Genomic DNA, 12,219 nt, shown 5'->3' with positions numbered 1-12,219 from the left:
GGGAGTGGTCCGGGTTCGGCCGGCCGGCCGACCGGCCGTACGACCGCGGGCGCGCGCATCGCCGCCGGAGCAGTCACGCTCGGCCTGTCCCTGAGTCTGTCCCTGAGCCCGTCCCTCGCCATGGTCCTGCCCGCCGCGACGCAGGCGGCCGCGACCCGTTCGGCGGCGCCGACGGCCGGTCCGGGGGCAAGGTGATCTCGAAGACCGGTCAGTACGTCCACGTCGGGCCGACGACCCGGTCGAAGACGCTCGGGCACAGCCACCGCGCACGGGGGCCGTGGGGTCAGAGCCCGCCGCCGCACCCCGCGCAGCCGCCGCAGCCCAGGCCGCCGATCCCGATGCCGCCCATGCTGTCGGGGCCGTGCCCGGGGGCCCGTTCACGGGCGCGGCGCTCGGCCTCCCGTTTCTTGTCCTCCTGCCGCCGCCGTTCCCAGGCGGCCTCGGCCAGTGCTTCCGATCCCTCGTGGGCGAGCCGGAGGTCGTGGTCCGGGGGCAGGGCGACCAGGCCACCGAGCGCCACGGCGTACGGCGCCGATGGCGGGTCACCGAGGGCTTCGGCGGCCCGGGCCAGCACCTCATCGCCGAGATCCGTCGTCCCGCGCCGGCGCGGCCGCCGACGGCGGCGGGCGACGACGACGGCCCAGGTCAGCACGGGGAGGAAGGCCGCCAGTGGAAGGGCGAAGCCCCGGCCGTGGGCCAGCGTCCACCAGAGGGACGCCCCGGCGGCGGCCGCCACGAAGGCCGCCGTCTTCGGCGCGGGATCGAAGGCGCGGCGTGCCTCGTAGTGCGCGCTCCACTCCCGCGTCAGCCCGCGGCGCGCCAAGTCCCCGTCGATCTCACCGGCGGCGGGGCCGTCCCCGGCCTCCAGGAGCAGCCGCCGCAGGTCCGCGCTACGGCCGTCCCCGTGGACACCCCGGACCGCCTGGATGACCGGGTCCTCGACGGGGTCCCGTGGCGTGACGTCCGTGAGGGTGACCACTCCGGAGCGGAAGGCCACCAGTCGGCCCTCCCCGTGCATCACCGCGAGGACCGTCTCGTCCAGGTGACCCGCGAGCCGCGCCAGGGCGTGGAGCCCGGGGACGTACGGATCCTGCGCCCGGGCCGTCCGCTCGGGGCGGGTCAGCTCCTCCAGGGCCCGACGGATCCGTAGATCGGCGTGGACGACGGCCCCGATCGAGACCAGCAGGAGCAGCACCTCGAAGACCGGCACAACACCCCCTGGAATCCCGGGACTTCGCGACACCAGTCTGTGCGCGGCGGCGGCCCGGCCACAAGATGCCCGCGCGGCCGGCCGCACCTGCCACCACCCCGGGGATCTCGGGAACCCGGGGATCTCAGGCGCGGCGGTACTGGTCCACGACGATCGTGACGGAGCCCCCGGCCGCGGCTTCGACGAGCCGGACGATCGCGATCTCGCCCCGGTCCGGGCTGCGCACGCAGAACGGCCGCGCCTTGGTGAGCGCGCTGAACGGCAGGGCGGCGGCCGGTCGCGTTTCGATGCCGCGCACACAGTCGGCCGCCGTCGGCTCCCCGGCGTCGGGCACGAAGGCGTCCGACTCCTCGGACGGCAGGAACGCCTGCCCATCGCGGGCCAGGTACCAGGTGGCCGTTTCCGTGGCCACCACCTTCCCGGCCTTGAGGTCGAATTCGTAGCCCGGGTCGGGGGCGGTGAGCCGGACCCGCGCGTAACCCGGCAGGTAGCCGGGGGCCGGGGATGCGGACGGGGACGGGGACGGGGTCGTCCGGGGCCGGGCCGGGGGGCTCGCGGCCTGGTCGGCTCCGCCGTTCGCGCCGTCGTTCGGGCCGTCATGCGTGCCCCCGGTCGCGCCCCCTTCGCTCCCCCCGGGATCGTCCAGGTAGTACGCGGCTCCGGCGCAGGCCAACAGCGTGCCGGCCACCGCCAGGGCCACGATGGGCAGTCGTCCCCGCGCCGGGCCGGGCGCGCGGACAGCGGGAGCAGGGGCAGGGGCAGCGGCGCCGGGCGGGGTGGGAGCGGCCGGGGCGATGACCGCCGGGCGCGCGGGCGCGGTGGCCGACCGGGTCTCCTGGAGGTGCGCCGGGGCCGGGGCGGGCCCGCCGCCGTCTTCCCGGCCCCCGACCTCGTCGCCGACCGGCCGGGGCAGCCAGCCTTCGGTGAACTCCGGCCGCGGGCCCACCACCGGGTGCGCATGGACGTACTCGATCAGCTCTCCGGTCGACGGCCGGTCCCCGGCGCGCTTGGCCAGGCACCAGGAGACCAGTTCGTGGAGGTCACGGGGTATGTGGCTGAGGTCGGCATGCTCGTGGACCACCCGGTAGAGCACGCTGGACTCGGGTCCGTTCCCGAAGGGCGGGGCCCCGCCCGCCACGTACCCGGCCAGCGTCCCGAGCGCGAAGACGTCGGTGGCCGGTGTCACTTGGAGCCCCAAAGCCTGCTCGGGCGCCATGAAGGCCGCGGTGCCGATCCGCAGGCCCGTGCCGGTCAGGGCGGCGGCGTCCGCCGCGCGCGCGATGCCGAAGTCGATGACCCGGGGGCCGTCCCCCGCGATCAGCACGTTGGCGGGTTTGAGGTCGCGGTGGACGACGCCCACCCGGTGGATCTCCTGGAGCGCCTCGGCGATGCCCGCGACGAGCAGCAGGACCGTGCGCACCGGCAGGGGGCCGTACCGTCGCACCACCTCGTGCAGCGACGGGCCGGGTACGTAGGCGGTGGCGAGCCACGGCGTGGGGTCGTCGGCCCCGGAGTCGACCACCTGCGCGGTGAACAGGCCGTGGATCCGGCGCGCGCTGGCCACCTCCTGGGCGAACCGTTCGCGGAACTCGGGGTCCGCGGCGAACTCCCTGCGGACGGCCTTCAGCGCGACGGGGCGGCCCCCGGGCGTGTAGGCCAGGTAGACCACTCCCATGCCACCGGAGCCGAGACGGGCGTGGAGGCGGTAGCCGCCGATCTCGTAGGGGTCGTCGACGGACAGCGCCGCGGGGGCGGGCTGTACGCCGGGGAGCTGCTCGTACATGCGGTGGCTCTTTCAACGATGCGATGCGGCGATGCGATGACCTGCGCGCATCGTGCCGCTAACTGAAGTTTCAGTCAATGTATGTCAATGTGTGACGCCGCTGAGAGAGGCGAGGAAGCCGAGGGAGCTGAGGCAGCTGAGGGAGGGGGCTGGATCGCCGACGGAACAAGATCGCATAATCCGTCCATGGGAACAGTGGCGGCGTTGCACCGGTACCCGGTGAAATCCATGCTCGGCGAGGCGCTGACGAGCGTACGGGTCACGGCGGAGGGGCTGGCCGGAGACCGGGCCTTCGCCGTGCTCGACGGGGCGGGTGGCGTCGGCAGCGCCAAGCACCCCCGCAAGTGGGGAACGCTGCTGCGCTGCCGGAGCCGGCTGACCGGACCCGGAGCGGCCCGGGTCGAGCTGCCCGACGGTACGACCCTGTCGGCCGGGGCCCCGGAACTGGACCTCCGGCTGTCCGGCCTGCTGGGCCGCCAGGTGCGCGTATCGGACGAACCACCCGCCCACGGCGGGACCTTGGAACGGGCGGTTCCCGCATTCGAGGGCGGCGTCCCGGACGTCATGCGCGACCGGGCCGTCGTGGACGGGACGGGAGAGAGCATCACCTCGGGGCGGGTCGCCTCCGGCACCTTCTTCGACTTCGGCAGGGTCCACCTCGTCACCACGGCGAGCCTGCGGCGGCTCCGGCAGGCCCACCCCGCCGGGGACTTCGACCCCCGCCGCTTCCGGCCGAACCTGGTGGTGGACCTCCCGGGCGAGTCCGGGTTTCCCGAGGACGCCTGGGCCGGGGCGGCGCTGCGGATCGGCACGGCCCTGTTCCGGGTCACCGTGCCCACGCCCCGCTGCGTGGTCCCGTCCCTGGGCCACGACGAACTCCCCGCCGACCCGGACATCATGCGCACGGTGGCCCGCGAGCACCGCGTGCCGGTCCTCACCCTCGGGCCGCTCTCCTGCCTGGGCCTGTACCTGGACGTACTGGAGCCCGGCACGATCCGGATCGGGGACGCGGTGACGGTGGCGACGTGACGTGACGTGCCGTGATGGCGCATCCGGGATCATCCGTGTGATGCGCCTCACCGCCCGGACGCTCCGGGGCGGGCCTGCGCGATCATGACCGGATGGACGCCCAATTCCTCGGCATCGCCGAACTGGTCGAAACCCCGCCCGTGGCGGTCGTGGTCGACGTCATGCGCGCTTTCACCGTGGCCGCCTGGGCCTTTGCCCAGGGGGCGGAGAAGATAGTCCTCGCCGGGTCGCTGGACGAAGCCCTGGCGCTCAAGGCCAGCCACCCGGACTGGGTGGCGCTCAAGGACGGTCCGCCCGCGCCCGGCTTCGACCTGGTCAATTCGCCCGGCATGCTGCGGTCCACCGACCTCGGCGGACGGACCGTCGTACAGAAGACCACGGCGGGGACCGTCGGCGCCCTCGCGGTCAAGGAGGCGTCGCTGGTGCTGTGCGCCGGCTTCGTGGTGGCGGAGGCCACGGCCCGGATCCTGCGGGCGCACAAGAGCGAGAGCGTCACCTTCGTGGTCACGGGCGAGGACGGGCAGGCCGAAGAAGATCTGGCGTGCGCGCAATACATCGCCCGGCGTGCCACCGGGAAGGGGGCAGGGACGGGGAACGACGCCGGGACGGACGCGGGGACGGACGCGGCCGAGTTCCTCCGCCGGGCGGGCGCGTCGCGTGCCGCCGCCGAGCTGGCGGAAGGTGTGCGCCAGGGAGTCCATCCCGATGACATCGCACTCTGCCTCGAACTCGACCGGTTCTCCTTCGCCATGGTGGCGGCCGTGGAAGACGCGCTGATGGTCCTCCGCCCGTACGCCGCACCCGCGCCCGCGCCCGCGCCGACCAACGGGGTCGACGGGGTCGACGGGGTCTCTGCCTGATCGCCGGTTCAGGCGCCACGCTCCGCAGCGGGCGGGCCCGCGGCCCCCTAACCCATCACCAGTTTCATCAGCACCGCCAGGCCCAGGGAGGCGCTGGTCAGGAGTCCCGTGAAGGCCGCGGCCGCGGTGAGGCGGGCGGCGGGATCACGGCGTGCGCCGGTCCAGGGGGTGCCCGCCTTGGCGACCAGGCGGCAGCCGAGGGCGCAGGCGCCGAGGCTGATCCAGCGTTGGAGCGTCGACGCGTCCTGGTACAGGGCGAGTACGGCGAGGATCCCGGCGGCGATGACGGTGGCGGCGTACCCACCGGCGCGCAGCCCGGGCCGTCCGCGCAGCCCGCGCAGGGATTCCAGGGCTCCCGGCGCCACCGGGGCGGGCGGTGGCGCGCTGCCGGTGGGAGCCCCGTGCAGGGCGAGGCCGGCGGCGGCCGCGCGGTCCACCCGGGTGCGTACGTGGGCGGGCTCGTGGGCGGGCTCGGCGCGGCCGGAACCGCCGGAGCCGGTGACCGCCCGTACGCGGATCCGCTCGACCTCGGCCCGCATCGCCTCCGCGTCGGGGAACCGGGCGTCCGGGTCCTTCGCCAGGGCTCGCGCGACCAGCGCCTCCACCTCGGGCGGCTGGTGCGCGCCCGATGCGGCGAGGGAGGGCGGCCGCACGGTCACGTGCTGGTAGCCGATCCGGAAGCCCGACTCCGCGTCGAAGGGCAGCGCACCGGTGAGCAGTTGGAAGAGGACGACGCCGACGGCGTACAGGTCGGAGCGGCCGTCGACGGGCCGGCCGGGCTCGAACTGCTCCGGTGACATGTAGTGCGGAGTACCGACGGTGTATCCGGTGCCGGTGAGCGCCGTGGCCTGCTGGTCGAGGGCGCGGGCGATGCCGAGGTCCATGACCTTGACCGAACCGTCGTGCCCCACCATCACGTTGGCCGGTTTGATGTCACGGTGCACCATCCCGCGGGCGTGACTGGCGGCCAGCGCGGCGAGGACCTCGGAGACGAGTCCCAGGGCGTCCGGCAGCGGCAGGCCACCGGGCCGGGCCGGCACCCAGTGCCCGAGGGTGCGCCCCTCGACGTACTCCATCACGATGTACGGGACCCGGCCCGAGGGCAGTTCCTCCTCGCCGACGTCGTGGACCGCGACCACCCCCGCGTGGCTGATGGCCGCGACGGCCTTCGCCTCGCGCCGGAAGCGTTCGCGGCTGCCCGCGTCGGCGGCGACGGACGCGTTCATCGTCTTCACGGCGACGGAGCGCTCCAGTGCGGTGTCGCGTGCGCGGTGGACGGCCGCCATACCGCCCTCGCCGATCAACTCCTCGATCACGTACCGCCCCTGGGCCAGGGACTGGCCCGGCCCGATTCCTGACTGCATCCGCTTCCCCCACCTGGTCGGAGGGCAGGCTACGCCAACCGTGCGACCCCGCGCGGTCGCCCTCGTCCCACACCCGCGTCCCGCACCCGCGGGCAGCTGGTTCCGCGGCGTTGACCTCGGGCTTTTGCATGCCATGGCCGAGTAGGGCACGACGAAGGGGTCTGCGGCAGCACGCGCCCGCCGCCACGCCCCGCGCGGCCGGGACCGGCGTCTCCTTCCAGCTGCTCAGCGACCCGGACCCGGTGCGGGGCTTGCCGAGCACCGGGGACCCCGCGTACGTCCGCCTGACCCTCGTCGCCGCCGTCGAGGGCGACGCGAAGGTCACCTCACCCGGCTGGCCGTCAAGGTGCTGGCGGGAGCCGACTCCCCCACCTGGCGACCTCACTGGACAACGTCGAGGCGTCCCTCGACCGCGACGGGGCGAACCGGTCGATGCCGGGACCGGCATCGTGATCGGCCTGAACCGGATCCCGGTCAACCGGGCCATCGGCAGCTTCCATGTCACCGCCACCGCCACCGCCTTCGGCGAGAGCGGGGAGATCGACCGCACCATCGTCGAGGTCGGGAGGTTCCCCGCCTCCTTCTACCTCCGCGACCTCCACGCAACCCGCGAGACGAGGTCCTCAATGGCAAGTCGGTGGAACTGCGCTGGGAGGCCTCCCCCGGCACCACCCTGCACCTGCTGTACGAGGACGTGCAGTACGACGTCACGGTGCGCAGCGAGTTCACGGTGCGCGACATGCGCCGCACCACCGCCTTCTACCTCCGGACGAGCCACGGCTCCGCGGAGCGGACGCTGAGCCTCACCTCCCGGGCGCGGGAGGCGTAGTCCGGGGGGCGCAGTCCGGCGGTCACGCGCCCGTGAGCAGCTCGGTGAAATCCATGCCCTCGAAGGTGGCGGCTTCGGTGCTGCGGGCGAACATCGCCTCCTCGTACGTGGTGAGGGCGGCCTCGATGTCGTCGGGGTGTGCGGCGAGGGCCTTGCCGAGTTCGGCTCCGTCGAGCATGGCGAGGTTGGCGCCCTCGCCGGTCGGGGGCGTGAGGTGGGCCGCGTCACCGAGCAGGGTCACCCCGGGCACGTGGTCCCACCGGTGCCCGGCGGGCAGGGTGTAGTAGGGGCGCAGGACCGGCGGGGTGTCGCCGTCGGTGATCAGCGCGGTGAGTTCCGGCGCCCAGCCCTCGTACTCCCCCGCGATCCGCGCGATGGCCGCGGGGGCATCGGTGAAGTCGGTGCCCGCGAACCAGTCCAGCGGCTCGGACACCGCTATGTAGGCGTGCAGGGTGTCGCCGCGCTCCCGGTGCGCGAAGATCGTCCGGCCCGGTGTGTGCGCGATCAGCATCCCCCCGCCGACCGCTTTCGCGGCGGCCGGGTGCCGGGTGTCGGCGTCGAACAGGTAGGTCTCGAAGGAGGACGTGCCGTCGTACTCGGGTGTGGCGGCGGAGAGCAGCGGCCGGATCCGCGACCACGCGCCGTCCGCGCCGACCAGCAGGCCGGTGACGACGGTGCTGCCGTCGGCGAACGTCACCTCGTGGCGGGCCTCGCCGAGGGTGCGGGCGCCGCTGACCTTCTGCCCCCACCGGACGGTACCGGCCGGGAGCGAGTCGAGCAGGATCTGCCGCAGCTCGCCGCGCTGCACCTCGGGGCGGCCGCCCGTACCGTCGTCGGCTTTGTCGAGCAGGACGGTGCCGTCCCGGTCGAGGACCCGCGTCGCCTGGCGGCCCTCCAGGACGATGGCGTGGAACTCCTCCATCAGTCCGGCCGCTTCGAGCGCGAGCTGTCCGTTGTAGTCGTGGATGTCGAGCAGCCCGCCCTGCGTACGGGCCGTCGGGGAGGGCTCGGCCTCGTGGACGGTGACCGGGATTCCGTGGACGTGGAGGACACGGGCGAGCGTGAGTCCGCCGAGTCCCGCGCCGATGATCGTGACGGGTGTGCGCATGGTGGCTCCTTCGGGTACGGGCCGCCCGGGGGCTCCGGTCGGCCGTTCCTCGAAAGGTGTCAGGCCCCTCCGACGGCCGACTGACACCCGGCCGACAGCCCCCGTCCCGCACCGACACCCACCGACAGATGACCGACACCACGCCCCTCGGCGTCGCCGCCCGCCGCCCGCCGCCCGCCGCCCGCCGCCCGATAATCTGGCCGGATGACCCGCGAACTGCCCCCGAACGGCATACCGATCACCGCGGCCGAGGCAGAGGCCAGGTGGGCGGCCGCCTGGACGCCCACCGAAGTGGCAACCCGGCTGAACGGACTTTCGACCCCTTGGTACGTCGCCGGGGGCTGGGCCATCGACCTGTTCGTGGGCGAGCACACCCGCGAGCACAGCGACCTGGAGATCGCCGTCCCGGCCGCCCGGTTTCCCGAGATCCGGTCCCGGTTCCCCGAGTTCACCTTCGACGTCGTGGCATCCGACCACGTCTGGGAACTCACGCCGGAGGTCTCGGATCTGGCCCACCAGACCTGGCTGCGCGACCCGGCCACCGGCAACTACCTCGTGGACGTGTTCCGTGAGCCGCACGACGGCCCGACCTGGATCTGCCGACGCGACCCGTCGATCCGCCTGCCGTACACCGAGGTCATCCGCCGCACCCCGGACGGCATCCCCTACCTCGCCCCCGAACTGGCCCTGCTCTTCAAGGCCAAGGCCGTCCGCCCCAAGGACCAGCAGGATTTCGCCGCCGCGCTCCCCCTGATGGACGCGGCCTCGCGGCGGACCCTGGCCACCTACCTCACCAGGGTCCACCCGGAGCACTCCTGGCTGACGGCCCTCCGGCCGGGTGAGTGATCCGCCTCACACGCTGTCACAAGACCCGGTCCGGCGGTGTCTTGTGTCCGAACCGCGTGAACGAAGAGAAGGAAAGGGTTCGGGACATGAGCGAACACACCGCTGGCGAACACACCACTGACACGGCGACGGAGACCTTCGTCACCCACCGCAACCTGCTCTTCACCGTCGCCTACGAGATGCTCGGATCGGCGGCCGACGCCGAGGACGTCCTCCAGGAGACCTGGTTGCGCTGGGTCAAGGTCGACCAGGAGCAAGTGAGCGACCAGCGCGCCTATTTGGTCCGCATCACGACCCGCCAGTCACTCAACCGGCTGCGCACCATGAGCCGTCGCAAGGAGGCGTACGTCGGCCCCTGGCTGCCCGAGCCGCTGCTCACCGCGCCGGACGTGGCCCTGGACGTCGAACTCGCCGAGAGCGTGTCGATGGCCATGATGCTCGTCCTGGAGACGCTGTCGCCCACCGAACGCGCCGTCTTCGTCCTGCGCGAGGTCTTCGACGTCGGCTACGACGAAATCGCGGCTGCCGTCGACAAGAGCCCGGCGGCCGTCCGCCAGATCGCCCACCGCGCCCGTCGGCACGTCGACGCCCGCCGCCCCCGCCAGGCGGTTTCGGCCGGCGAGAGCCGGGTGGCCCTGGAGTCGTTCCAGCGCGCGTTCGAAACCGGTGACCTCCAGGGGCTCCTCGACGTACTCGCCCCCGATGTCGTCTACATGGGCGACGGCGGCGGCATCAAGCACGCCGCGCCGCGTCCGGTCATCGGAGCCGACAAGGTGGCGCGCCTCTTCACCGGCATGACCGGCAAGGCCGCCAGGATCCGTGCCGCGTTCGCGTTCACGCCCACCACGGTCAACGGCACCCCGGCCCTGGCCGTACACCTGGACGGCGAGCTGGACGGCGTCATCGCGCTGTGCGTCGAGGGCGCCCGCATCTCGGGGCTCTACTTCGTCCGCAACCCGGAGAAGCTGTCGGGCGTCGCATCCGAGATCTCGCTCACCCTCCGCTGACCAACATGCTTGACCTCAACCGTGCTTGAGGTGGGATGTTGATCCGCATGGTCACCGAATCAACGTCCCGCGCAGCCGACATCGAGGCGATCCGCCGGCTCGTCGCCACCGTCGAGCACTCCCAGCAGCACAAGGACCCCGAGGAGTTCCTGGCGCTCTTTCACCCGGAGGCGATCTGGACGACGGCCCACGGCAAGGTCCTCATCGGTCTCGACGCGATCTCGGAGTTCACCCGCGCGGTCCTCCCCGCGGCGAGCTGGGACGGCAAGGTCACCTACGAGGTGGCCCACGTCCTCTTCATCCGCCCCGATGTCGCCGCGGTCAAGGTCCGTCAGCGCTACCTGGCCCCGGGCGAGGAAAGCGAGGGCGCACCGCTGTACGTGGTCTCCCAACAGGCGGACGGCCGCTGGCTGCTGACGGCCTGCCAGAACACGGGGGTCGTCGCCGGGCCCTGAGGGTCCTGAGGATGCGGAGCGTCCGGCGGACCGCGTCCCGGTGCCCGGGCCGCAAGCCCTGTCCCCCGACGTTAGGCTCGTCGCCATGAACACGGCCATGACCAGCAGCGGTGCCCTCGGGCCCGTCATCCTCGACGCGACGGAGCTGACGTCCGATCCGGACCTTGAGGCCCGCTTCGCGGCGTCGGCCCACCGGATCCTCGCCGATCTGGTCCGCGCGGGTGCGGCGCTCGGCTGGACCGAGCCGCCCTCGCCCGATGAAGTGGCGGAACTCCTGGGGCACGTGGTCTCCGCGGTGCGCGCCGGTGACGCGGGCCTGCGTGCCGCGTACGTCGACCGGCGACTGGTCGGGCTGGGGTACTGGCAGCGCTACGCGCGGCCGACCCACCGTCCGCACGCCGACCTGGAGAAGCTCGCGGTGGACGCCGCCGCCCACGGCCACGGCGTCGGCAGGGCGCTGACCACGGCCCTGATCGAGGACGCGCGGCGGGCGGGAATCGAGGTCCTCACCCTGGACGCCCGGGGCGACAACGACAGCGCGCTGCACCTCTACCGGTCGCTGGGCTTCAGCGAATACGGCCGTCTGCCGGACTTCGTCGCCGTCGGCGCACGCCGCTACGACAAGGTGTTCTGCATGCTGGACCTCCGCCGCGCGGGATGACACCGGACGCGGGCCCACCGCCGCCCCGGGAAAACGGCTCGACGGCTCCGCACGGTCCTGCCACAGTGGAGCACCGTGACCAACTCCGAGCTTCTGAACGCCGCCGATGTGCGGCTCATGCAGGGTCTGGCGCAGCGCGTCACCGCCACCCACCCGCACCTGGTGAACAGCGACGCGTCGTACGGCGAGCTGGCCTGGAACTGGGGCCGGGGACACGCCGCCGACGGCGCGAGCTGGCGGCGGCGGCTGTGGTTCTCCGGCGACGACCTGGCCGCGTGGGGCTGGGCCAGCCTTCCGCGCCGGGTCCGGCGCAGCGACGGGTCGGCGAAGGACATCACCGGCGCCTACCTCGCCCTCCAGGTCCATCCCGACCACGCCGGGCTGGTCGACGAGGTGATCGACTGGTACGACGCCACGGCGGCGGGCCTCGACCGTACGGTCCTGCCGGGCGCCGCCGACGGGTTCGCCCTGGAGCGGTGGGCGGCCCACGGCTACGAGACCGACACGGAGGCGCTCGGCGACGCCGGGTCCTGGACCCAGCTCAACGGGCGCGCCCTGACCGATCTCGAAGCGCCGGTACTGCCGGACGGATTCCGCTTCCGCACGGCCGGCGAGGCCGGGCCGGAAGCCGTGGTCCAGGCCCATCTGAGCGCCTGGGGCCCCTCGGCTTACACGGCCGAGGGCTACGAGGGTGTCCGGCGGTCGGCCCCGTACCGCGGCGACCTGCACGTGCTGGTGGAGGCACCGGACGGGACGATGGCGGCCTCGACCATCATGTGGCTCGACGAAGCGAACAGGACCGCCGAGTTCGAACCGGTCGGGACGCATCCGGACTACCGGCGGCGCGGCCTGGGACGGGCGATGCTGCTGCACGGGATGCACCGGGCACGGGCGGCCGGGGCCACCCACATGACGGTCGCCTGCCTGGGCGCGCCGGGCCATCCCGCGGCGCGCGGGCTGTACTACGGGCTCGGGTTCCGGGAGTTCTCCCGGGACGCCCCGCTCATCAAGACGGCGACCGGCACCGGGCAGGGGCCCGCCTGACCGGTCGGCGTCGTCACCGCGTG

Annotated in this window: 12 protein-coding genes; 8 read left to right on the top strand and 4 right to left on the bottom strand. The window is 73.5% G+C overall.

The window, feature by feature from the left end:
- Positions 1-283: 283 nt before the first annotated feature.
- Positions 284-1,210 (bottom strand): hypothetical protein, encoded by a 927-nt coding sequence (locus OHS33_RS34355; protein WP_330334330.1) that lies wholly within the window; start codon positions 1,208-1,210, stop codon positions 284-286.
- 124 nt (positions 1,211-1,334) lie between these two features.
- Complete coding sequence (locus tag OHS33_RS34350) at positions 1,335-2,993, bottom strand: serine/threonine-protein kinase (RefSeq protein WP_330334329.1); 1,659 nt, start codon at positions 2,991-2,993, stop codon at positions 1,335-1,337.
- 186 nt (positions 2,994-3,179) lie between these two features.
- Here OHS33_RS34350 and OHS33_RS34345 point away from each other — a divergent pair, with 186 nt between their 5' ends.
- Together OHS33_RS34345 and OHS33_RS34340 are read left to right on the top strand one after the other, a co-directional pair.
- A complete protein-coding gene (locus OHS33_RS34345; protein ID WP_330334328.1) occupies positions 3,180-4,022 on the top strand; it encodes an MOSC domain-containing protein in 843 nt (280 codons plus the stop codon).
- Between the two features lie 92 nt (positions 4,023-4,114).
- Positions 4,115-4,882, top strand: coding sequence for a 2-phosphosulfolactate phosphatase (locus OHS33_RS34340; protein WP_330334327.1), 768 nt, complete (start codon positions 4,115-4,117; stop codon positions 4,880-4,882).
- Between the two features lie 47 nt (positions 4,883-4,929).
- Here OHS33_RS34340 and OHS33_RS34335 read toward each other — a convergent pair whose 3' ends face one another.
- Positions 4,930-6,246, bottom strand: coding sequence for a protein kinase domain-containing protein (locus OHS33_RS34335; protein ID WP_330334326.1), 1,317 nt, complete (start codon positions 6,244-6,246; stop codon positions 4,930-4,932).
- A 637-nt stretch (positions 6,247-6,883) separates the two neighbouring features.
- Here OHS33_RS34335 and OHS33_RS34330 point away from each other — a divergent pair.
- Positions 6,884-7,075, top strand: a complete 192-nt coding sequence (locus OHS33_RS34330; RefSeq protein ID WP_330334325.1) for a hypothetical protein — start codon at positions 6,884-6,886, stop codon at positions 7,073-7,075.
- Between the two features lie 22 nt (positions 7,076-7,097).
- Here the strand turns inward: OHS33_RS34330 and OHS33_RS34325 are convergent, their stop codons facing one another.
- A complete protein-coding gene (locus tag OHS33_RS34325; protein ID WP_330334324.1) occupies positions 7,098-8,183 on the bottom strand; it encodes an FAD-dependent oxidoreductase in 1,086 nt (361 codons plus the stop codon).
- Positions 8,184-8,387: 204 nt separating this feature from the next.
- On the opposite strand from OHS33_RS34325, the gene OHS33_RS34320 reads away from it, so the two are divergent.
- From OHS33_RS34320 to OHS33_RS34300, 5 genes are all read left to right on the top strand, one after another.
- Entirely contained in the window at positions 8,388-9,029 is a 642-nt protein-coding gene (locus tag OHS33_RS34320; RefSeq protein WP_330334323.1) for a nucleotidyltransferase domain-containing protein, read from the top strand.
- A gap of 86 nt (positions 9,030-9,115) precedes the next feature.
- The gene (locus OHS33_RS34315; RefSeq protein WP_330334322.1) at positions 9,116-10,036 is read left to right on the top strand and encodes an RNA polymerase sigma-70 factor; all 921 of its coding nucleotides are present in this window, start codon (positions 9,116-9,118) and stop codon (positions 10,034-10,036) included.
- Positions 10,037-10,083: 47 nt separating this feature from the next.
- Positions 10,084-10,491, top strand: coding sequence for an SgcJ/EcaC family oxidoreductase (locus OHS33_RS34310; RefSeq protein ID WP_330334321.1), 408 nt, complete (start codon positions 10,084-10,086; stop codon positions 10,489-10,491).
- A gap of 85 nt (positions 10,492-10,576) precedes the next feature.
- Complete coding sequence (locus OHS33_RS34305; protein ID WP_330334320.1) at positions 10,577-11,152, top strand: GNAT family N-acetyltransferase; 576 nt, start codon at positions 10,577-10,579, stop codon at positions 11,150-11,152.
- A 75-nt stretch (positions 11,153-11,227) separates the two neighbouring features.
- Complete coding sequence (locus OHS33_RS34300) at positions 11,228-12,196, top strand: GNAT family N-acetyltransferase (protein WP_330334319.1); 969 nt, start codon at positions 11,228-11,230, stop codon at positions 12,194-12,196.
- Positions 12,197-12,219 lie beyond the last annotated feature (23 nt).

The organism is Streptomyces sp. NBC_00536 (assembly GCF_036346295.1).
Lineage (GTDB): Bacteria > Actinomycetota > Actinomycetes > Streptomycetales > Streptomycetaceae > Streptomyces.
The sequence above is the reverse complement of the archived record's forward strand: the minus strand, read 5'-3'. Positions and strand labels throughout refer to the sequence as shown.

What these genes read in the sequence shown, in the direction of transcription:
- OHS33_RS34350 (WP_330334329.1), bottom strand. Translation starts at nt 2,993, where the DNA reads ATGTACGAGCAGCTCCCCGGCGTACAGCCCGCCCCCGCGGCGCTGTCC.
- OHS33_RS34310 (WP_330334321.1), top strand. Translation starts at nt 10,084, where the DNA reads ATGGTCACCGAATCAACGTCCCGCGCAGCCGACATCGAGGCGATCCGC.
- OHS33_RS34345 (WP_330334328.1), top strand. Translation starts at nt 3,180, where the DNA reads ATGGGAACAGTGGCGGCGTTGCACCGGTACCCGGTGAAATCCATGCTC.
- OHS33_RS34315 (WP_330334322.1), top strand. Translation starts at nt 9,116, where the DNA reads ATGAGCGAACACACCGCTGGCGAACACACCACTGACACGGCGACGGAG.
- OHS33_RS34305 (WP_330334320.1), top strand. Translation starts at nt 10,577, where the DNA reads ATGAACACGGCCATGACCAGCAGCGGTGCCCTCGGGCCCGTCATCCTC.
- OHS33_RS34325 (WP_330334324.1), bottom strand. Translation starts at nt 8,183, where the DNA reads ATGCGCACACCCGTCACGATCATCGGCGCGGGACTCGGCGGACTCACG.
- OHS33_RS34320 (WP_330334323.1), top strand. Translation starts at nt 8,388, where the DNA reads ATGACCCGCGAACTGCCCCCGAACGGCATACCGATCACCGCGGCCGAG.
- OHS33_RS34335 (WP_330334326.1), bottom strand. Translation starts at nt 6,246, where the DNA reads ATGCAGTCAGGAATCGGGCCGGGCCAGTCCCTGGCCCAGGGGCGGTAC.
- OHS33_RS34340 (WP_330334327.1), top strand. Translation starts at nt 4,115, where the DNA reads ATGGACGCCCAATTCCTCGGCATCGCCGAACTGGTCGAAACCCCGCCC.